Annotated in this window: 20 protein-coding genes; 13 read left to right on the top strand and 7 right to left on the bottom strand. The window is 40.8% G+C overall.

Annotation, left to right across the window (positions count from 1 at the left end; all coding sequences use genetic code 11):
* Window positions 1-22 precede the first annotated feature (22 nt).
* Window positions 23-694: a ribose-5-phosphate isomerase RpiA gene (gene rpiA / locus FTU58_RS09380; RefSeq protein WP_179995374.1), complete on the bottom strand. Its 672-nt coding sequence runs from the start codon at window positions 692-694 to the stop codon at window positions 23-25.
* A gap of 106 nt (window positions 695-800) precedes the next feature.
* Here rpiA and ilvA point away from each other — a divergent pair, with 106 nt between their 5' ends.
* The 3 genes from ilvA to FTU58_RS09395 all read left to right on the top strand — a co-directional run bounded on the left by ilvA (window position 801) and on the right by FTU58_RS09395 (window position 4,462).
* Entirely contained in the window at window positions 801-2,339 is a 1,539-nt protein-coding gene (ilvA, locus tag FTU58_RS09385; protein ID WP_180062381.1) for a threonine ammonia-lyase, biosynthetic, read from the top strand.
* Between the two features lie 129 nt (window positions 2,340-2,468).
* Window positions 2,469-3,125, top strand: a complete 657-nt coding sequence (locus tag FTU58_RS09390) for a TrkA family potassium uptake protein (RefSeq protein ID WP_096901585.1) — start codon at window positions 2,469-2,471, stop codon at window positions 3,123-3,125.
* Window positions 3,122-4,462, top strand: a complete 1,341-nt coding sequence (locus tag FTU58_RS09395) for a TrkH family potassium uptake protein (protein ID WP_004973423.1) — start codon at window positions 3,122-3,124, stop codon at window positions 4,460-4,462. Before FTU58_RS09390 ends, FTU58_RS09395 begins: the two co-directional genes overlap by 4 nt.
* Window positions 4,463-4,557: 95 nt before the next feature.
* Here FTU58_RS09395 and FTU58_RS09400 read toward each other — a convergent pair whose 3' ends face one another.
* From FTU58_RS09400 to FTU58_RS09410, 3 genes are all read right to left on the bottom strand, one after another.
* Window positions 4,558-5,706 (bottom strand): phospholipase A, encoded by a 1,149-nt coding sequence (locus FTU58_RS09400; protein WP_180062382.1) that lies wholly within the window; start codon window positions 5,704-5,706, stop codon window positions 4,558-4,560.
* Window positions 5,707-5,740: 34 nt separating this feature from the next.
* Window positions 5,741-8,680: an insulinase family protein gene (locus FTU58_RS09405; protein ID WP_180062383.1), complete on the bottom strand. Its 2,940-nt coding sequence runs from the start codon at window positions 8,678-8,680 to the stop codon at window positions 5,741-5,743.
* A gap of 148 nt (window positions 8,681-8,828) precedes the next feature.
* The gene (locus FTU58_RS09410; RefSeq protein WP_004973417.1) at window positions 8,829-9,278 is read right to left on the bottom strand and encodes a GNAT family N-acetyltransferase; all 450 of its coding nucleotides are present in this window, start codon (window positions 9,276-9,278) and stop codon (window positions 8,829-8,831) included.
* 139 nt (window positions 9,279-9,417) lie between these two features.
* Between FTU58_RS09410 and FTU58_RS09415 the strand changes: the two genes are divergently transcribed.
* The 8 genes from FTU58_RS09415 to FTU58_RS09450 all read left to right on the top strand — a co-directional run bounded on the left by FTU58_RS09415 (window position 9,418) and on the right by FTU58_RS09450 (window position 15,411).
* A complete protein-coding gene (locus FTU58_RS09415) occupies window positions 9,418-10,422 on the top strand; it encodes an adenosine kinase (RefSeq protein WP_004973415.1) in 1,005 nt (334 codons plus the stop codon).
* Between the two features lie 14 nt (window positions 10,423-10,436).
* Complete coding sequence (locus FTU58_RS09420; RefSeq protein ID WP_179988655.1) at window positions 10,437-10,748, top strand: Rieske 2Fe-2S domain-containing protein; 312 nt, start codon at window positions 10,437-10,439, stop codon at window positions 10,746-10,748.
* A gap of 153 nt (window positions 10,749-10,901) precedes the next feature.
* Entirely contained in the window at window positions 10,902-11,510 is a 609-nt protein-coding gene (locus FTU58_RS09425) for an OB-fold-containig protein (protein WP_096900848.1), read from the top strand.
* Window positions 11,511-12,061: 551 nt separating this feature from the next.
* A complete protein-coding gene (gene cydP / locus FTU58_RS09430) occupies window positions 12,062-12,253 on the top strand; it encodes a cytochrome oxidase putative small subunit CydP (protein WP_070155611.1) in 192 nt (63 codons plus the stop codon).
* Entirely contained in the window at window positions 12,253-13,833 is a 1,581-nt protein-coding gene (locus FTU58_RS09435; protein ID WP_180062384.1) for a cytochrome ubiquinol oxidase subunit I, read from the top strand. The genes cydP and FTU58_RS09435 overlap by 1 nt, the downstream gene beginning before the upstream one ends.
* Window positions 13,834-13,835: 2 nt before the next feature.
* Window positions 13,836-14,981, top strand: coding sequence for a cytochrome d ubiquinol oxidase subunit II (cydB, locus tag FTU58_RS09440; protein WP_004973405.1), 1,146 nt, complete (start codon window positions 13,836-13,838; stop codon window positions 14,979-14,981).
* A 24-nt stretch (window positions 14,982-15,005) separates the two neighbouring features.
* On the top strand, window positions 15,006-15,107 hold the full coding sequence (cydX, locus tag FTU58_RS09445) for a cytochrome bd-I oxidase subunit CydX (protein WP_004860610.1): 102 nt from the start codon (window positions 15,006-15,008) through the stop codon (window positions 15,105-15,107).
* A gap of 4 nt (window positions 15,108-15,111) precedes the next feature.
* A complete protein-coding gene (locus tag FTU58_RS09450; protein ID WP_004973403.1) occupies window positions 15,112-15,411 on the top strand; it encodes a cyd operon YbgE family protein in 300 nt (99 codons plus the stop codon).
* Between the two features lie 252 nt (window positions 15,412-15,663).
* Here the strand turns inward: FTU58_RS09450 and aroC are convergent, their stop codons facing one another.
* The 3 genes from aroC to FTU58_RS09465 form a co-directional block, all read right to left on the bottom strand.
* The gene (aroC, locus tag FTU58_RS09455) at window positions 15,664-16,758 is read right to left on the bottom strand and encodes a chorismate synthase (RefSeq protein ID WP_004973401.1); all 1,095 of its coding nucleotides are present in this window, start codon (window positions 16,756-16,758) and stop codon (window positions 15,664-15,666) included.
* A 13-nt stretch (window positions 16,759-16,771) separates the two neighbouring features.
* Entirely contained in the window at window positions 16,772-17,782 is a 1,011-nt protein-coding gene (gene prmB / locus FTU58_RS09460; RefSeq protein ID WP_180062385.1) for a 50S ribosomal protein L3 N(5)-glutamine methyltransferase, read from the bottom strand.
* 106 nt (window positions 17,783-17,888) lie between these two features.
* The gene (locus FTU58_RS09465) at window positions 17,889-18,269 is read right to left on the bottom strand and encodes a DUF1311 domain-containing protein (protein ID WP_004973395.1); all 381 of its coding nucleotides are present in this window, start codon (window positions 18,267-18,269) and stop codon (window positions 17,889-17,891) included.
* A gap of 230 nt (window positions 18,270-18,499) precedes the next feature.
* Here FTU58_RS09465 and FTU58_RS09470 point away from each other — a divergent pair, with 230 nt between their 5' ends.
* Together FTU58_RS09470 and FTU58_RS09475 are read left to right on the top strand one after the other, a co-directional pair.
* A complete protein-coding gene (locus FTU58_RS09470; protein WP_154320717.1) occupies window positions 18,500-18,805 on the top strand; it encodes a hypothetical protein in 306 nt (101 codons plus the stop codon).
* A 143-nt stretch (window positions 18,806-18,948) separates the two neighbouring features.
* Window positions 18,949-20,322, top strand: coding sequence for an AarF/ABC1/UbiB kinase family protein (locus FTU58_RS09475; protein WP_004973390.1), 1,374 nt, complete (start codon window positions 18,949-18,951; stop codon window positions 20,320-20,322).
* Window positions 20,323-20,500 lie beyond the last annotated feature (178 nt).

Genomic DNA, 20,500 nt, shown 5'->3' on the forward strand with positions numbered 1-20,500 from the left:
AACAAGGGACTTGGGAGACGAATTAAACCGCAGTACGTTCTTCAATGCCGTTATTGGTCGCTACAATTGCAATATCTGCTTTATTGATGGCAAAAATACCATTGGTCACAACACCCGGAATATCATTCAAGGTTTTTTCTAATTCCAACGCATTTAAAATATTTAAATTATAAATATCTAAAATCACGTTACCGTTATCAGTTACCACACCTTCACGGTAAGCAGGATCGCCACCTAAAGCCACAATTTTACGTGCTACCGCAGAACGAGCCATTGGAATGACCTCGATTGGCAATGCAAACTCACGTCCTAACTGCTCTACCCATTTTGAATCATCGACAATACAGATAAACTTACGTGCAATAGAAGCCACAATTTTTTCACGGGTCAACGCTGCGCCGCCGCCTTTAATCATGTGCATGTGACGGTCAATTTCATCTGCACCATCAACATAAGCATCTAAACTGCCCACAGAGTTCATATCGACCACTTCAATACCAAGTTTCTTTAAGCGCTCCGCAGTCGCTTCAGAACTTGCCACAGCTGCTTCTAATTGTAATTCAGGCAATAAATCAATCAGGAAATTCACTGTACTGCCTGTACCTACCCCCAAAATCCCGCCTTTAGGCAAATGTTTTAATGCTGCTTTGGCAGCCGCTTGCTTCTTTTCATCTTGGGTAGCATACAGACTCATGACTTCACTCAACTATTTTTGACATTTGTTGCCGATTTTACAGCGCAAATGTGCAGGGGTTTGTTACAATAACCCCCTATTTTAAACTGTTAGATGGAAGATTAACATGCTGTCTCGTTTGGTTCGACAAATTTTACAAGCAACGGTCTACGATGTTGCAATCGAAACCCCACTCGACGCAGCGCCACGAATTAGTGAAAAACTGAACAATAACATTCGCTTTAAACGTGAAGACTTACAACCTGTATTCTCTTTTAAATTGCGTGGTGCGTATAACCGTATTAGCCAATTACCCAAAGACCAACTTGAACGTGGTGTAATTACTGCCTCTGCAGGCAACCATGCGCAAGGTGTAGCATTGTCTGGGCAAAAACTGGGCATTCGCGCCATTATCGTTATGCCTAAAACCACGCCAGATATTAAAGTACAAGCGGTAAAACGCTTGGGTGGCGAAGTGGTATTACATGGTGACTCATTTGATGTTGCCAACAAATATGCAATTCAACGTGCCCAAGATGAAGGCATGACTTTTATTCCACCGTATGACGATGAATTGGTCATGGCAGGTCAAGGTACGATTGCCAACGAAATTTTGCGTCAATGGCGCGATGTCGAATATGTTTTCGTTGCTGTTGGTGGTGGCGGTTTAATTGCAGGTGTTGCAGCCTACTTGGGCGATGTCGCACCGCATGTCAAAGTCATTCCTGTAGAATATGATGAATCGGCTTGCTTAAAAGCGGCTTTTGAAGCCAATGAACGGGTTATTTTGCCGCAAGTGGGTTTATTTGCCGATGGTACTGCTGTCGCACAAATTGGTGAGAAACCGTTTGAAGTTTTACAACTACAAAAATCAGATCAATCAGGCCCAATTGTTGAGCGCGATGTAGTTTTGGTGAATACCGATGAAGTCTGTGCGGCAATTAAAGACACCTTTGATGAAAACCGCAGCATTGTAGAACCTTCAGGTGCAATGGCTTTGGCAGGCATCAAAAAATATGTCGAGCAACACCAATTGCAAAATAAAAATATTGTGTCAATTGTCTGTGGCGCAAACATGAACTTTGACCGTTTACGCTATATTGCGGAACGTACTGAACTCGGTGAACATAAAGAAGCAATTTTTGCCGTGACCATTCCAGAAGAAAAAGGTGCGTTCCTTAACTTCTGCCGTGCGCTGCAAGGTCGTAATATCACCGAGTTTAACTACCGCGCCAGCGATGCTACTGCTGCACAAGTCTTTGTCGGCATCAGCTTAAAATCTGGTGAAAAAGAACGCCACGACATTTATGAGTTACTCAAAACCCAGTACGATGTTGATGATTTGTCGGATGATGAAGTAGCAAAACTACACATTCGTTATTTGGTCGGTGGTCATGCCGATATTGAAAATGAACGTCTATTCCGTGTGGAATTTCCAGAGCGTCCGGGTGCATTACTGACTTTCTTGGAGCGCTTAGGCCCAACCCATAACATCACCCTGTTCCATTACCGTAACCACGGTGCAGCGGAAGGTCGTGTATTGGTCGGTTTAGAAGCTTCGGATGCCAAACAGAACCCAGATGGTTTAATTGAAACTTTGGAAAAGATCACTTATCCATACCAAGAGATTACTAATAACTTGGGTTATCAGCGTTTCTTAAAATAACCGATCACACATCTCAATAAGTGCAAAAAACCGCTGATTTCAGCGGTTTTTTAGTCATATTGCTACAGTATAGAGCCCTAAAATATTTTAGAATATTGGAAGAATAATATAATTTTTCAGGATGATGCTATGACACAATTTGCTGTCATTGGTTTAGGTAGCTTTGGTGCAACTGTGGCGACACAATTGGTCAAACTCAACCATGATGTCATTGGGATTGATAGCAATAAAAAGTTTGTAGAAAACATTGCCGATCAAATTACCCATGCGGTGATTGCCGATGCAACCGATGAACACGTTTTGGAAGAACTGAATATTCAAAATTGTGATGCAGTGGTGGTCGCCATTGGTGAAGATATTGAAGCCAGTATTTTGTGTGTCTTAAATTTAAAGAATTTGGGTATTTCTAAAATTTACGTTAAAGCCAAAAGTAAAGCGCACACCATGATTTTGACCCACTTGGGCGTAAGTAAAATTATTCACCCTGAAGAAGATATGGGCGTTCGCATCGCGCAATCGCTGAGTTATCCGATGGTGAGTCGTTATATGAGCCTAAACGACAACCACTATATTGTAAAAGTAAAAATTAAAGACAACTTGCATGGCACGCGCATTCATAGTCTGATGTCACATGCACCCGAGGTTAAACTTTTACTGTTTAAACGTGCCGAAACGATTTTCTATACGCTTGAATCCAATTTAATGCTACAAACAGATGATATTTTGGTGGTTGAAGGACAACTTGAACCATTAAAACGCTTATCTAAACAATTTAAGTCAGAATGAAAAAAACAGCGAAACAACCAATCAAAACTGTCAATTTAAGCCCACCCAGTCTTTTGGCACTGGGCTTTTTAAGCTTTATTAGCATTGGCACAATCTTGCTGAAACTGCCCATTTCCCATCATGGCGAGATGAGTTGGATTAATGCCTTATTTACTGCTACATCTGCAGTGACGATCACTGGATTGTCTGTAGTGAATATTGGCGATGCTTATACCGTATTTGGGCAAATGGTCATTATGTTGTTGTTACAATGTGGTGGCTTAGGTTTTATGACTTTTGCGATTTTAGCGGTTTTAAGTTTGTCATCCAAAATTGGTTTAAAACAACAAATCATGGCGCAAGACACCATTGGGCAAACCAACCTGTCTAAAGTGTCGATGACCATTAAAAGCGTGTTGCTCTACTCATTGTTTTTTGAAGGGATTGGCACGGTTATTTTAACCTTGGCATGGATGCAGGATTATCCATTTAGCGATGCATTTTTCTATGCGGCTTTCTATAGTGTTTCAGCCTTTAACAATGGTGGATTTTCATTATTTCCCAATAGCTTAATGAGTTTTGCAGATCAATACCTGATTACCTTAACTATTAGTATGCTGTATATCATTGGCGGTATTGGTTTTGTGGTACTCATGGATATTAAACGTGCCAAACGCTGGAAAAAACTCTCACCCAATAGCAAGCTGATTTTATCGACCATTGCTGGTTTAAACTTTGTGGCCTTTCTGCTGATTTGGGCGATTGAAGCCAATAATCCACATACCCTTGCTGCTATGAGCATTGGCGATCAAGCCCTCAATGCATGGTTTCACGCTACCGTTCCTCGCTCATCAGGCTTTAATAGTCTAGATGTCGCAAGTATGCAAAATAGCTCGACCTTGCTCACCATGCTTCTGATGTTTATTGGTGGTGGTTCGCTCAGTACCGCAGGCGGTATTAAAGTTGGCACATTTATTATTGTCATTTTAAGTGTGATCAGTTTTTTAAGACGTTCAGATGAGGTGCGTGTGTTTAATCATGCTGTACCTGAACGTACCACCTTTAAAGCTTTGGCGGTGATCAGCATCACAGGTATGTTAATTTGCCTCGGTTTGTTTAGCTTACTTGCCCTTGAACCGAAACTGAATTTTTTAGACCTGTTGTTTGAGGCTGTATCTGCAGCGTGCACGGTGGGTTTATCCCGTGGTGTTACAGGTGAATTACAACCTGCCAGCTTAATTATTTTAATGTTGTTGATGTTTGCAGGTCGTTTAGGGCCGCTGACTTTGGCTTATTTAATCGCCACACCACAAAAAAGCCGACTTAAACATCCAACCGCAGATATTCAAGTTGGATAAAAGCTGGATACGATCCGACTTCAAAAACAAACGCCAATCTTCAAGATTGGCGTTTTAAATTCAGTTAAAACCGTTTTTAAATCAATGCTAGGTCATTAAAACCAATTCATTAATGAAACACCTAAACCCACATAGGTTGCACGGTGATTATAGTCAATCAAGCTTTCGCCATAACCATCAAACAATTGGAAGTGACCACGTAACTTACCACTAATCGGGAAAACCCAATCAAACTGTGCCGCACCGTGCGCGTCATCACCACCTTTTAGGCTATGACGTAACATCAAAGAAAAGTCATGCTCTTTCCAACGATAAAATGCCAACATGTCACCACGCCCGATATAGTTTTTAATATCTGGGTTGTTGTCATCAGCGCGGTCTTCTTCAATGCGATACCAAGGACGCAACATCAAAGCAAAATTGTCTTTTTCAAAACCAAGATTGAAAATTACTCGATTCCAGCTACGTGACAAAGGGTCTGAACGACCATTGGACTGGTGATTCAGCGTCAGCCCCATCAAACGCCCATGTAAACCAAAAAGCTGATAATTGGTACGGAACATTAAACTGGCTTCAGGCTCATAATTGGTTTCACGAAATGGACGTGACTCATCACCATTATAAACCTGCCAACGTGATGACTGGGTATAACCTAGCCACACATCACCGTTATCACCCAACAGATTTTCTACCGCTTTGGTTTTTAAAGACAGCTGAAATTTGGTTTCCATTGAGGTCAGGTTTTGCTCCTTACCCACGGGAACGGTATTTTGCTCATTCAAGCTTTGTGGACGTTCATTTTTATCGGACGTCCAAAAAGTAGGCATCAAATACACAGGTTGATAAGCACGTAAATTCCATGTACCCAACTTACTGTCTGCCGAAAGTTCCCAACGCTTATCCAGTAAAGATACATTCGGATCAAGCTTTGGTACATCAAAAGAAAATAAATTGCTTACGCTTACTGCAATTTTTTCTGTCACCGTTTCGGGTTCAGGCGCTAGTGCCTGAGCAGCTTGACGTTCGCTAATCAGCGCTGTTTTTTCTGCTTCAGGAATTTTAAACAGAGCATCGTAACACACCAAACGATCAGCATTTGACTCTAAAGCCACACAGGCTTCAGGTGTTGCAGGTGCAACTAAGCTAGCTGGGTCTTGTGCATAGGTTTTCGCCACAAACACAGTGCTGAGTGCGGCAACACTCAGCGACAGTCCTGTGCGTTCAAACAGTTTGAACGCGCTCATAAATCCCCCTAAGTTTTCGTTGTTATTTCACGTATCAGTTCACTTGTTTAATTTCAAAACCAAGTTCGAGCAATGCTTCACGTTTTGACACAGGTGCGACTACGGCTTTAGATGCTTGCTGCTGACGCAAATATTGCTCCGCAACACGTTTTAAATCGTCTAAAGTCACCGCCAATAAACGCTCACGTAATACTGTGCGGAATGAGGGTGTACGCGCGTGCAATAATGCATAACATGCAGTAATCGCTTCACCTGCAGGCGAACCCGGTTTATCCATGCTGGCAATCAAACCTAAAATCGCTTCTTCTAGTTGATGCGGCAACTGCTCTGCATTAAATAACCAATCAATACTCGCTTCAAAGTCTGCAAAAGTTTCTGCCAAGCGTGGGTCACGATAACTATAGAAACGGAATGAACATGCATTGCCATCGTAGCTTGCACCGCCACCGTAAGCGCCGCCTTTTTCACGGATTGCGCTGTGTAAGAAACCATTGCGCAAATATGCAGCCAATACCATCAAAGGTGCAGCATCAGGATGCGACACTTCCACCGCAGGATACGCTGCTGCACAGAATTGCACATTGGCTTGAATCAACCATGCTTGATCTTGCGCTGAATCATCTACAGGAACTTGAGTTAAAGCAGCAGGATTTTCTGCAACAGTAAGTTTATCCCAAACTTCTTGAACTTCTTCGACCAAACGGTCAGATTGATGTTCTTCACATACCAACAAAAATTGTTTAGGTGCTTGCAGTAATTTATGGTGAATCAATTGCAATTCAGCAATCAGTTTCTCGTACTCCGCTGTATCTTTTTCAATTTTAGCAACCAAGTCAGCCAACCAATTTAATGCGCCCAAACCTGTGTTGTTGTAATCACGCTGCGCCAAAGCACTGTGATGACGTCCTGCAATTTGCATGGCATAACTATGCCCCGAACCCGACAAACGCGACTGCCAACGGGTTTTACGTTGTTGTAATAGCTCGATAATACGGTCTTTTTCATCAAAACGTAATTGCTCAAATGCCAGTTTCAGCAAGCGGATGGCTTCAAGATTATTCACCAAAGACTTAGTGGTTAAAGTGAGCCATGCACTGATCTGATTTTTGTCATCGACTTTAGAGCGTAAAGATGCGCCCATGCCCAAACCACCGCTGACTGCGGTTTGTAGCTGTTGTAATTCTAAATAGTCGTATTCACCTGCACCCACTTCGCCCATCAAAATAGACAGCAAATTAAAATATGGCGATTGAACAATTTCATCAGGAATTTGAATCAATACTTGCTGATAGTAAATTCCATTGGTTCCTGCATGATATAAATTTAAAGGATAATCAATGCGGTTACTGATAATTTCACGCAACTCACCCTGCACAATATGCAAAGCTGCAGGCACATCTTCCAAACCAACTTTTGGCAATAAATTCAAATCATCTGGCGTATCTTGACGGACTTTTAAAGCTTCCGTTTGCGCGACGATTTCTGCTTTTTGCTCATCTGTGAGTTGTGCGCCTATCTCAGCCAGACGTGCTTTTTCAAGTGCAGCATCTTTGGCCGATTTTTCTGCATCTGGAACCAAAGTCATTTGAACACGGTGCGGGTTATCAATTAAATGCGTCTGAATTAGCCGTGATAACCACATTGGATCTTTAAGTTCTTCTTTGACTTGCTCAATCGCAGTATCTACATCCCACACCTGAATTGGGTCATTGTGGTGAATTGCACTGCTTAAACCATTTAAAATCAAGCTCAATCCGTATGGCATACCATCGCCATTAATTTCACGCTGATGCAATTCAATTTGATGCAAAATTGCATCGACCAATGCCGTATCCACAGGCTGTGCAGCCACGTCTTGTAAAACTTTTAAAACGCCCGCCTGAAATTCTGCTGCATGTTCAGGGTTAGAACCTTGCACACCACAGAAGAAGGTCATTTCAAAGTTGGAATCATCCACGCCCGTCAATGGCCCTGTAGATTGTGCATGCGCCCAAGTTTCCAAATAATGACGCAGTGGTGATGCAGAATTTTCAAGTAAAACACCTTCAACCAAACGCATACCTAAGCGTAATTTAATATCGCTTGCTTCAGGCAATAACCACGCCAAAACATGATAAGTTTTATCTTTCAGTTCTTCTGCATCGACTGCATAACTTTCAGTCACTGCCACTGGCGCAGCTAAACGACGCTCAGGCTTCGAATACAACGTTTCGCCCTGTTCAAATTTCGCCAAAGCCAACTGTTCAAACTGTTCTTGTAAATCGTATGCAGGCGTATTGCCAAAAGTCATAAATACCGCATTACTTGGGTGATAATGTGACTTATAAAAATCTACCAATTCTTGATAGGTTAAATCTGGAATATCTTTCGGGTCGCCACCTGAATTGTAGTGGTAAGTTGTTTCAGGGAATAAATGATAAGCCAATTGGTGATAAAGCTGATCGGATGGCGAACTCATCGCACCTTTCATTTCATTAAATACCACGCCTTTATAAACAGGCTCACCATTTTCCAACTCAATACGAATACCTTCCTGAGCAAAATCGAGAGGATTTAAATTGGCTGCAAAAGCCGCATCCATATATACCGCAAGCAGGTTTTGGAAATCTTTTTTGTTTTGTGTTGCAAATGGATAAGCTGTCCAATCCGCCGAAGTAAATGCGTTCATAAAAGTATTCAAAGAACGACGAATCATTAAAAAGAACGGGTCACGTACAGGGAATTTTTCAGAACCACACAACACAGTATGCTCTAAAATATGCGCCTCACCTTTGGAATCCATCGGCAGAGTGCGAAATGCGACTAAAAAAACATTTTCATCATGTTCTGTCGCTAAGTGATAATGCACCGCACCTGTAACTTTATGTTTAAATTCAGACACTAAAATGTCTAAGGCTTCAACATGGTGTTGACGTACCAACTGAAACGCAGGATGTACAGTCTGGGAAATGGTTTCAGTGACATCTACAGTCATGTGATCTCCTAAAAATAAGCAAATAAAAAACTAAAGCCATTATAGCTTTAGTTCTTTAGATAATTCACGTTGAAAACCCGACTAAATTGATTGAAATTTGCAAAGTATCAACAAAATCCTGCCTACACTGCTTGTAGCAGAAGCAAAACTAGATCAGGTATTTAAAATAACTATAGTTTGGATGATTTTCGACATACACATAATTCTGTTTTTGATAAAAATGCGCTGCCGATTTAGTATCAGTGTTTAAACACAACGCCGAAAAATTAGCACGTGCTTTTTTCTCTAAATGTTGCAAGAGCTGTTTGCCTACGCCATGTTTACGATAATTTGGCAAAACATAAAAACGACGTACACGTCCAATACGACTTTCAATATCTTGCTCATTCCATTGCTGGTTTAAGCCACCACATGCAACCAATTGATCACCATCGTAAACAAACAATAAAAACTCACCAGGCTGATTAAAGCGGTTTTTACCACTTTCCCATTCTTCAATTAAACGATGGACAAAATCAAAGCCTTCTTGAGCAGCATGTTTGGCCAAAGTCTGAATTTGCGTTGGTAACTCTTGTGCTTCTTTAATTTCGATGTTCATCTAACCTTCCTGATAACTCTGCTAAACCCCTATTTTTCATCAATAACATTCATTCAGCTGAATTTTATTCATGAAACTACAGCAATTCTGAGCATTGGTGTAAACTTAGCGTTTTTAATTTTGACTGTGATTTAAAGACATGGCAACTGTTGACCTTTTTGCAATTGGTAATGCATTAATTGACCAAGAATTTCAAGTCTCGGATGACTTTCTCATTCAACATAGCTTGCAAAAAGGTACTATGCAATTAACCGATGGTGAAACACAAGCAAATTTATACAACAACTTAATTAAAACACAAAGACATAAAGGCCAAGCTTCGGGTGGTTCTGCCGCAAATACCACCGTTGCATTTAGTGCTTTAGGTGGTCAAGCCTTCTATGCCTGCCGTGTTGGTAACGATGAATTGGGTGATATTTACCTCAAAGGCTTAAATGAAGCAGGTATTCACACTACAACCAAATCGGTCAGTGAAGGCGTTACAGGGACTTGTATGGTACTTGTGAGTGATGACTCTGAACGTACCATGCACACTTACTTGGGCATTACCGCAGAACTTTCTGCTACACAAATTGATTTTGAGCCACTTAAAACAGCAAAATGGCTTTATATCGAAGGTTATTTATCTACTAGTGATACTGCACGTGCTGCGGTAAAACAAGCGCGTGAAATTGCCAAAGCCAATCAGGTTAAAATTGCACTGACTTTATCTGATCCTGCCATGGTGCAATATGCGCGTGAAGGTTTGGATGAGTTACTAGATGATGGTGTGGATTTGATCTTCTGTAACCAGCAGGAAGCCATGATGTACACAGGAACGGAAACGGCTGAAGCGGCATTAGAACAACTAAAACAAAAAAGCAAATACATTGTCATTACATTGAGCGCACAAGGTGCCCTAATTTATGATGGCAACAACGCTTTTTCTGTACCAGGTCGTCAAGTCACTGCTGTTGATGCCAACGGTGCGGGTGATGCCTTTGCAGGTTCATTCCTGTATGCACTCAATGCAGGCTTAGGTTTCCAAACTGCAGCTCAACTTGCCATTCTGATTTCAAGTGAAGTGGTTTCTCAATTCGGCCCTCGTCTTGCGGTAGAAGATTACGCTAAACTTTTGCATAGCATTCAAAAGGAATCTGCATAATGAATAAAATTTGTATGATGGAAGACATTCCTGAGCGTGAAGCACGTGCCTACGAAACGCCAAATGGTGACACAATTTTTATCACCCAACGTGATGGCATGTATTACGCTTACCAAAACGTCTGCCCACACCTACAAGTGGAATTAGAATTTTTAGAAAACCAGTTCTTAGACCGCGACCAAGAATATATCGAATGCTCAACGCATGGTGCATTGTTTATGGTTGAAACAGGTGAATGTATTTCTGGCCCTTGTTTAGGTCAATCACTTGAAAAAGTCGAGATCAGCGTTCATTCAGATGGTGGGATTTACTTGATCAACGACTAACTTTTTTGCAACTTTCAGAAAGAAGCGAAAAGTTCCAAATCTTAGCTCTATACAAAACTAGATCATTTATCTATGCTCTCTAAGCAGAGCTAGATCAATGATCTGTGTCTAAATAGCATCACCTATAAATATTTCAACACGTGAGTTTAGCGCATGCATGAGTTTTTATCTGATTTGAACTTAATGCCCTTTCACCTCAGCCTAGTTGTTTTATTGCTACTCAGCACTGTCGAAACGATTGGTTATTACTTTAATTTTCGTCCAAGTCAGTTGCTCAAACGTGCATTTTCACAACGAATTACAGAATCGCCACTTTTAGATGTTAAATTTTCTAAAGTACTGATTTTTGTTTTTTTACTGATGAATTTCAGTGTTGCAGGATATTTTTTACAGTTTTTGATTTACTCACAACAACAACATTTCGTTCCTGCTTATTACATTATTATTCCAGCGTTTATTATTGCCATCTTTTTTACAGTCTTCATGATTCACTGTTTAGACCAAGTGATTAAGCCCAAATATAGCGTGCGCCAAGTCGATTTACTCGGACGTTTAGCCACAATTTCCAGTGGTAATGCCCGTCCTGGTTTTTCTGCACAAGCACGTGTACGTGATGAGTTTGGGCAACTGCATTATGTGCAGGTTGAACCTGAATTTGGTGAGCTTGAATTTCAAGCTCAAATTATTATTGTGCGCAAAAAAAGATCTCACTATCTTGCCAAAAAAATTTCGGCATCAAATAACCTATTTAGCAATCAATAAGTTATTTTTTAAGATTTAAAACCAATCTTGCTGACCTAAGAAAGTTAAAATTTTTCACTCAAACTCAACACAATCTGTTTGTTTATAAACGATACATTTCATGTGATCTGAACAATATTTACACAAAATCATTATGAAAAAATGCTGTTTACCCTAGACTAAGCCAAAGACAAAGCACCACTACATTGTAGGGAAATAAAAAAATATGCGGAATCGTCATTAAACTTTAACAAAAGAATGAGAATAATTATTAGCTGATAATATCTCTAATTTATTGCTATTTTTAGATTGATTTTTATTCATAGCAATTTAGTCTGATTTGCTTTTTTAAAATATAAGTATTTTAGTCAGATTTGGAATTATTAATTACAAGTGTTTCTGTCAAGTTTAAAAAATATTACTTTCCTCCATTTACTCTGCAACACCCAAAAACAAACTATTGATTTATAATAAGTTAACAATATATTTGCATTTTAACTGTGCCAGCTATTTTTTTTTGTATGTTTTTGTTTAATAATATAAAACACAGTTTAAAAAATAGGCTTATAAAAGTGAGCTTAGTTCCTAAAGATTTAAATAGAAAAGTAGTTCGTGAACTCACGATCATTTTAATAATTAAGGTCGTGCTGTTAATGGTCATCAAAAATATTTGGTTTGATGCCCCAACTATTCCTCAAAATTTTGATTCACAAGTTGCTGAGCGTATTGCTGGCAGTCCTTCCTCAATCAAGGAGACACGTTGATGATTTCTGAAAGCGTGGTCGATCTCTCGCGGTTCCAATTCGCAATGACCGCGATGTATCACTTTATTTTTGTTCCACTGACTTTAGGTCTGGCTTTTATTCTTGCCATTATGGAAACCACGTATGTGATTTCTGGTAAAGAAGTTTATAAAGACATGACCAAATTCTGGGGAAAACTCTTCGGTATTAACTTTGCCTTAGGGGTAACCACTGGTTTAACCATGGAGTTCCAGTTTGGTACAAACTGGGCGTATTACTCACACTACGTGGGTGATATCTTTGGTGCACCACTCGCAATTGAAGGTTTAATGGCCTTCTTCTTAGAATCGACCTTCATTGGTTTATTCTTCTTTGGATGGGATCGCCTCTCCAAAGTGCAGCACTTATGTGTAACGTGGCTGGTTGCGCTTGGTTCTAATATGTCCGCTCTCTGGATTTTAGTTGCCAACGGCTGGATGCAGAACCCAGTGGGTTCTACCTTTAACTACGAAACCATGCGTATGGAATTGGTTGACTTCGGGGCGTTAATTTTTAACCCTGTTGCGCAAGTTAAATTCGTACACACTGTTTCTGCAGGTTATGTAACCGGTGCTATTTTCGTTTTAGCAATTTCAAGTTATTACTTATTGAAAAAGCAAGACTTACCATTTGCGCGTCGTTCATTCGCAATTGCAGCAATTTTCGGTTTAGCTTCTACTTTATCTGTAATTCTACTTGGTGATGAATCAGGTTATGAATTAGGTGATGTTCAAAAAACCAAACTCGCAGCAATTGAAGCAGAATGGGATACTCACCCTGCTCCTGCAGCGTTCACTTTATTTGGTATTCCAAACGAAGAAACGCAAACGACAGATTACGCAGTTAAAATTCCTTATGTAATGGGGATTATTGCAACGCGTTCTATCACCGAAGAAGTGACTGGTATTAAAGACCTGATCGCAAACCACGAAGTTCGTATTCGTAACGGTATGGTTGCTTATCAACAACTTGAGCAATTACGTGCGGGCGACCAATCTGCTGAACTTAAAGCTGCATTTGAGCAAACCCAAGTTGACTTAGGTTATGGCTTATTGTTGAAAAAATACACGCCAAACGTAGTAGATGCGACTGACGAACAAATTAAAATGGCTGCTGCGGATACTATTCCACACGTACCAAGTTTGTTCTGGGCATTCCGCGCCATGGTTGCTTCTGGTTTCTTAATGCTGTTGTTATTCGCTCTTGCAACTTTTGCAGTGGCTAAACGCAACGCAGAAAGCAAACCTTGGTTATTAAAATTTGCATTATTCTCATTACCATTACCTTGGATTGCAGCGCAAACAGGTTGGTATGTCGCAGAAGTTGGTCGTCAACCATGGACAATTGGTGAAGTACTTCCAACACACTTGTCTGCATCTTCACTCAGCACTGGCGACGTATGGGGCTCAATCATTGCATTGGCAGCGTTCTATACCGTATTGCTGATTATTGAAATGTACTTGATGATCAAATTCTCACGTCTAGGCCCAAGCTCGCTTCATACTGGTAAATACCACTTCGAGAAAATTGAAGCTGCGAAAAAAGCCAATGAGGAGGCTTAAGCATGATCGAATATGAATTACTCAAAATCATTTGGTGGGTGTTAGTGGGTGTATTACTCATTGGCTTTGCCCTCACCGATGGCTTCGACATGGGCTCAATGGCGATCATGCCATTTGTAGGTAAAAATGACGAAGAACGCCGTGCTGCAATCAACACGATTGCACCGCACTGGGATGGTAACCAGGTTTGGTTCATTACAGCGGGTGGCGCGTTATTTGCTGCTTGGCCAATGGTATATGCAACAGCATTCTCAGGCATGTATTGGGCACTACTCTTAGTTCTGTTTGCCCTATTCCTGCGCCCAGTTGGTTTTGACTACCGCTCAAAACTTGAAAACACCAAATGGCGTACATCTTGGGACTGGGGTTTGGCTGTAGGTGGTGCAGTTCCTGCATTAGTGTTCGGTGTTGCGTTTGGTAATATGTTCCTTGGCGTACCATTTACCCTAGACGAAACTGTACGTTCAACATATACAGGCAGCTTCTTTGCATTATTAAACCCATTCGCTTTAGTGTGTGGTTTAGTCAGCTTGTCTATGCTTTGCGCGCATGGTGGTGCATGGTTAATGCTGCGTACCGATGGTGACTTACGTGCACGCTCTGCAAAAGCAACGCAAATCATGGGCATTGTGTTCCTTGTGTGTTTCTTGGGTGCAGGCGCATGGCTATACTTCGGTGGTATCGAAGGTTATACCCTAGTCACTCCATACGACACGAACGGCGTAGCAAACCCATTGGCTAAAGAAGTTTTAACCAATGCAAACCCAGGTTGGATGAACAACTACTCAGCGTACCCTATTACCATGATTGCACCAATTATGGGCATCTTGGGCGGTATTTTGATTATTCTTGCAGCAGGTAAAAACAAAGCTGGTTTAAGTTTCACAGGTTCATCTTTAGCGGTGATCGGTGCGATTTTAACTGCAGGTTTTGCATTGTTCCCATTCTTAATGCCATCAAGCCTCAACCCAGTTGCAAGCTTGACCATGTGGGATGCGGTATCAAGTAAAAACACATTAACTGTAATGACTGTTGCAGCATGTATCTTCGTACCAATTATTTTGCTATACACCACTTGGTGTTACTACAAAATGTGGGGCGTTATCACCAACAAGCACATTAAAGAGAATTCACACAGCCTTTACTAAGGCTGTGTCTAAGGAGAATAAATTATGTGGTACTTTGCATGGATTCTCGGTATTCTGATGGCATGCTTTGCAGGTGTCTTGAGTGCCCTGTATATTGAATCTCATCAAGACCTTGACGAGGAATAATTAGATGACAGACACTGCAGTGAACGCTGAAACAACAGTTCAAAAACCGAACAAGATTGCGATGGTTATTTCATGTTTATTGGCATTCCCACTCGCAGCCGTTCTGCTTCTTCATCCAGCAGCAATGCTGGATGCCAACGGTGAATATAGCCACCGTGCCATGATGTTTATTATGATTGGTATTTCAGGTGGCTTTGTACACGGTGTTGGTTTTATTCCACGCTTCTGGTTTTGGAAATGGTTATTTAGCCCATTTGTGGCTTGGCCATTGATGATTTGGGGTTATTACACTTGGTTTCTTTAATGAGGTGTAAATAAATTCCTTGAAAAGAGCGCAATATGCGCTCTTTTTTATTGGCTTAATATTTAGGAGCCGCAGATCATTCCTCTGCATCTTCACCATATAAAACAGCGTATAAAATTTTGAAACTTACAATCTAAAAGAAGAACTAAGCTCAAAACTCAGGCAGAAAAAAGCCAAACACTACGGTTTGGCTTTTTTCACAACATATTTTCGCACTTGGCAATGATTATGCACCTTGCTTAAAGCATATTGTTATTTCGGCTCAATGGGTGCAAACGGTGCAACCACATCGGCATTCTGCGCACGATGACGCATGAAATGATCCATCAATACAATCGCAAGCATAGCTTCTGCAATTGGCGTTGCACGCACACCTACGCAAGGATCATGGCGTCCTTTGGTCAGTACGTCTGTATCTTCACGGTTTAAATTAATGGTTTTACCAGGTGTAGTAATACTGGCTGTTGGTTTTAAAGCAATCGCAACACGAATATCTTGACCACTAGAAATACCGCCTAAAATACCGCCTGCATGGTTCGCCAAAAAGCCGTCAGTGGTCAGTTCGTCACGGGTTTCATGCCCAAACTGCGCTGCCACTGCAAAACCATCTCCAATTTCAACGCCTTTCACAGCATTGATAGACATCATGGCATGGGCAATATCGGCATCTAAACGATCAAAAACAGGTTCCCCCCAACCCACAGGAACTTTTTCAGCCACAATTTCCAGTTTTGCACCACAGCTTGTACCCTGTTCACGCAAAGACGTTACCAAAGCTTCAAAACGTGGTACAGCATCGGCATCGCCACAGAAAAATGGATTGTTTGGTACTTCGTTCCAATCTAGCTTTTCAGCTTTTTCTGTACCAATTTGAGTGACGTGACCACGAATCACAATTCCAAATTTTTCGAACAGGTATTTTTTTGCAATTGCACCTGCTGCAACGCGCATTGCTGTTTCACGTGCGCTTGAACGTCCACCACCACGATAATCGCGGAAACCATACTTTTGCGTATAGGTATAATCTGCATGCCCAGGGCGGAAAGTCTGTGCAATATTACCGTAGTCTTTCGATTTTTGGTCAGTATTACGAATCAGTAAACCAATTGAAGTTCCAGTGGTTTTACCTTCAAAGACACCTGAAATAATTTCAACTTCATCGGGTTCTTTACGCTGTGTCGCAAACTTAGACGTACCCGGTTTACGGCGATCCAAATCTTTTTGTAAATCTTCTGCAGACAGTTCAATCCCCGGTGGCACGCCATCGACAATCGCCATCAGACCTACGCCATGAGATTCACCACAAGTCGTTACACGGAAAAGTTGCCCTATACTATTACCTGCCACGTCCAACGACTCCTTATGCTTGAACAGATTGAATAAATAAATCGCGATATTGACGGCATTGTGCTGCAGTCAATGCAAAAATACCTGAACCACCTTTTTGGAATTTTAACCAGTGCAAATCAACCGTGTTGAAATTCTGTTTCATCGCCCATTCAGAATTACCTACTTCAATCACAATCAGACCATCTTCAGTTAAGTAATCTGCCGCCTGCGCCAACATTTTACGGACTAAATCTAAGCCGTCTTGCCCTGCTGCCAATGCCAATTCTGGCTCATGATGGAATTCTTCAGGTAAATCTGCCATATCTTCCGCATCAACATACGGCGGGTTAGATACGATTAAATCATACTGATTTTCGGCTGGGATTTTGGCGAATAAATCAGACTCAAGCAACGCCACTTGGTATTGTTTGTTGTGATGTTCACAGTTAATTTGTGCGACTTCCAAAGCATCTTTTGAAATGTCAGTTGCATCGACTTCAGCATCTGGAAAAGCATAAGCCAAAGCAATCGCAATACAACCTGAACCCGTGCACATATCCAAAATACGTTGTGGGGTTTTAGGCGCAGCATTGGCTGGTAAATTGTTATCTGCTTCGCGCATTTGACCTTCTTCATCTAGGCAATATGGCGCAAAACGATTTTCAATTAGCTCGGCAATAGGTGAACGTGGAATTAGAACACACTCATCGACATAAAATGGTTTTCCGAAGAAATACGCCAAGTTTAATAAGTAAGAAGTTGGTACTTTTTCATTGATACGACGTTCGAGCAAGCTTAAAAATTCAGCTGCTTCGCTCGGCAATAATTTTGCATCTAAAATTTCAGCGTCTGCATTCCAGTCTAAAGACAAAGTTTGTAACACCAATGCAGAACTTTCTGCAAAATAATCTTCTGTACCTTGACCTAAATGTGCATCGTATTGACGTAGTGCTGTAACCCCAAAGCGAATAAAATCACGAATGGTTGATAGGTTTTCAGCAGCTTCCTGCAAATGTTCAGGGCTAATTGTCGGTCGATCCACTTAAGGCGCTCCAAGGTCAAATTTTAAAACGCCTTATGATACCTTGTTTTGCTCGGTTTTATAATGTTTAAGCAGTTTCCAAGTAATTTATTTACTATGGTTTTACTTATTTGATTCCCACAAACTGACCTTGATAATAATCAGCGCGCTCTGCTGTTTGCAGCAAAACACATTGTGCACGTTGTAATGCGGCAAAATCGCTTTGAGTCGATAAATAACAGCGTTGTTTTACACGGTTTTCCCAAAGTTGATGCTGTTGTTGAATATTACTGGCATTGCCTGCGCTGCGTTTTACATAGGCTTTATAGTGTTTTTTGAGTCGTTTGGTTTGTGCTTTTTGCTCAGTTTTAATACATTTTTGCGATTGGGAAATTTTGCCATAACTATTGTTCATACATTGCGTATAGCCTTGTGAAACGCCATTCGCCCAAACTTGAGCTGTACCCAAAGTCAGCATCCCCAATAGTGTAAATATCCAAACTTTCATATTTTCCCCTGAGCGCAGTCTGTTTTTAAAGCGCGGTAAATTTTCAATATTTTATAATTTTACAAAACCCAAATTGCTGCATTGATGCTACAAGATTCAGGTTAAAAAGCATATAGTCAATCCCCTGCTTTTTATGATTCAGTCTATGATAAATGCACAACAATCATTGAAAAATGTGACAATATCCCAATAATTGAATTACTCATTTTATAGATGAAACTTTCAGCCTTATGAGCTACAAACACAATAATTTGATGGCCATGCGCCAAAGCTATTGGAACGACAACCACTCCGAAGCAGTCTTGATTGAAAAACAATTTTTTCAGCAAATTTTGATTGAAAACGGCATTTTTGAAAATTCGTCATTAGATGATGCCAAATATCTATTTTTTAGTTTGCCCAGCGTGATTATTGTTAAGGGATATGCGCATGGTTTTTTACACGATTCTGTAAAATTGATGATTCTCAAATTTATCCAAGACAACAAAGCGCAATTGATGAAAAAAGCCGAAACCAAAGTGCAATATCGGATGTAAAAGTACTTTTAAGCCGTTTTTCATACTTTTTTCACGAGGAAACTCGTCGTTCAGCAAGTTGAACTTTTTTAATACGTTAAGACGCGCTAATATCCGTTACAATCTAATTTTCCTGCGTATTGCTGATTTAAGGATTGATTTTAATGTCAGATCAGAACGATAAGCTTAAACAACTCAAGACTTCCTCTATGGATCGACGCTTATCCATCGCAAAGGCATCTTTACTTGCAGGAACACGATGGGCAGCCTCGAATGCCACCTCTATGTTTTCAAGCGAAGAAGAAAAAGAACGTAAACGAAAAAAAGCCATGAAAGAACAAGCCGATTACTTGGTGGCTGAAATTGGCAAACTCAAAGGCTCTATCGTGAAGATTGGGCAAATGATGGCGCTGTACGGCGAACATTTTTTACCTGAAGAAATTACGCAAGCACTCAACACGCTGAATAACCAGACTGTCGCATTGGCATGGCCTGCGATTAAACAGCAATTACAGGCACAGTTAGGTGCCAAACTTGATGATCTCACCATTGATCATGAGCCATTAGGTACAGCCTCTTTGGCTCAAGTTCACCGCGCGACCCGCAAGTCGGATGGTTTGGAGTTGGTATTAAAAATCCAATATCCAGGCGTAGCAGATGCGATTGACTCAGACATGAGCCTATTTAGAAATATGCTCAAATTGACACGCATGGTGCCGCAAACCCGTGAATTTGATCAGTGGTTTGATGAAGTGCGTGAAATGATGCATCGTGAAGTCAACTATCAAATTGAAGCGGAAACGACACGTCGTTTTGCTGCCCGTTTAAAAGATGATCCGCGCTACATTGTGCCGCAAATTGTGGATGAATACTGTAGCGACCAAGTGCTGTGTATGACCTTTGAACGTGGCGTACCGATTAACAGCCCTGTCATGCTCTCATTACCTCAAGAACGCCGTAACCAATTAGGCGAAGCCTCTTTAGAAATTGCTGTGCGTGAAGTATTTGAATGGGGCGAAATGCAGACTGACCCGAACTTTGGCAACTACTTAGTTCGCTTAGGTAATGGTGAAGATATTCACGATAAAATTGTACTGCTCGACTTTGGTGCTATTCGTCAATTTGATCAACACTTGCTGACTGTGGCGCGTAATTTGATCAAGGCGGGTTATTACCACGACCCACAAATGATGGTGAATGCCATGACGGGTTATGAGTTTTTTGACAGCATCCCTGAAAGCATTAAACCTGACATGGCAAAAGTGTTTCTATTGGCAACCGAAGCCTTTAGTCACTTAGACAATAACCGCGATTTACCTGCAGGCGTGATGGATGAACAATCGCGCTATGACTGGAAAAAAAGTCAGCTGCATAGCCGTGTCATGCAACAAGCATCTAAATCGATGGCTTCGCGTTACTTTAGTGTGCCGCCTAAAGAATTTATGTTTATTAGCCGTAAATTTATTGGTGCCTACACCTTTATGACCGTGATTGATGCGAAAACCAATGTCCGCAAAATGATTCAAAAGTTTATTTAAGTCCCAACTTTTATTTCTTTGATCAAAGCTGTTATATAGACCTAAATGATTGTTGCCCACTCGATGCAATTGTCATTTAGGTCAATTTATTTTAAAAGCGTAGATTTCTATAAAATTAATAATCTATAAAAATCCACATATTAGTCCAGTTATAAGAAAATTTTTACCGTTTATCTTT

The sequence above is a fragment of the Acinetobacter sp. YH12120 genome, from assembly GCF_013418795.1.
GTDB classification, from domain to species: domain Bacteria; phylum Pseudomonadota; class Gammaproteobacteria; order Pseudomonadales; family Moraxellaceae; genus Acinetobacter; species Acinetobacter towneri.

What these genes read in the sequence shown, in the direction of transcription:
- rpiA (WP_179995374.1), bottom strand. Translation starts at nt 694, where the DNA reads ATGAGTCTGTATGCTACCCAAGATGAAAAGAAGCAAGCGGCTGCCAAA.
- ilvA (WP_180062381.1), top strand. Translation starts at nt 801, where the DNA reads ATGCTGTCTCGTTTGGTTCGACAAATTTTACAAGCAACGGTCTACGAT.
- FTU58_RS09390 (WP_096901585.1), top strand. Translation starts at nt 2,469, where the DNA reads ATGACACAATTTGCTGTCATTGGTTTAGGTAGCTTTGGTGCAACTGTG.
- FTU58_RS09395 (WP_004973423.1), top strand. Translation starts at nt 3,122, where the DNA reads ATGAAAAAAACAGCGAAACAACCAATCAAAACTGTCAATTTAAGCCCA.
- FTU58_RS09400 (WP_180062382.1), bottom strand. Translation starts at nt 5,706, where the DNA reads ATGAGCGCGTTCAAACTGTTTGAACGCACAGGACTGTCGCTGAGTGTT.
- FTU58_RS09405 (WP_180062383.1), bottom strand. Translation starts at nt 8,680, where the DNA reads ATGACTGTAGATGTCACTGAAACCATTTCCCAGACTGTACATCCTGCG.
- FTU58_RS09410 (WP_004973417.1), bottom strand. Translation starts at nt 9,278, where the DNA reads ATGAACATCGAAATTAAAGAAGCACAAGAGTTACCAACGCAAATTCAG.
- FTU58_RS09415 (WP_004973415.1), top strand. Translation starts at nt 9,418, where the DNA reads ATGGCAACTGTTGACCTTTTTGCAATTGGTAATGCATTAATTGACCAA.
- FTU58_RS09420 (WP_179988655.1), top strand. Translation starts at nt 10,437, where the DNA reads ATGATGGAAGACATTCCTGAGCGTGAAGCACGTGCCTACGAAACGCCA.
- FTU58_RS09425 (WP_096900848.1), top strand. Translation starts at nt 10,902, where the DNA reads ATGCATGAGTTTTTATCTGATTTGAACTTAATGCCCTTTCACCTCAGC.
- FTU58_RS09435 (WP_180062384.1), top strand. Translation starts at nt 12,253, where the DNA reads ATGATTTCTGAAAGCGTGGTCGATCTCTCGCGGTTCCAATTCGCAATG.
- cydB (WP_004973405.1), top strand. Translation starts at nt 13,836, where the DNA reads ATGATCGAATATGAATTACTCAAAATCATTTGGTGGGTGTTAGTGGGT.
- cydX (WP_004860610.1), top strand. Translation starts at nt 15,006, where the DNA reads ATGTGGTACTTTGCATGGATTCTCGGTATTCTGATGGCATGCTTTGCA.
- FTU58_RS09450 (WP_004973403.1), top strand. Translation starts at nt 15,112, where the DNA reads ATGACAGACACTGCAGTGAACGCTGAAACAACAGTTCAAAAACCGAAC.
- FTU58_RS09465 (WP_004973395.1), bottom strand. Translation starts at nt 18,269, where the DNA reads ATGAAAGTTTGGATATTTACACTATTGGGGATGCTGACTTTGGGTACA.
- FTU58_RS09470 (WP_154320717.1), top strand. Translation starts at nt 18,500, where the DNA reads ATGAGCTACAAACACAATAATTTGATGGCCATGCGCCAAAGCTATTGG.
- FTU58_RS09475 (WP_004973390.1), top strand. Translation starts at nt 18,949, where the DNA reads ATGTCAGATCAGAACGATAAGCTTAAACAACTCAAGACTTCCTCTATG.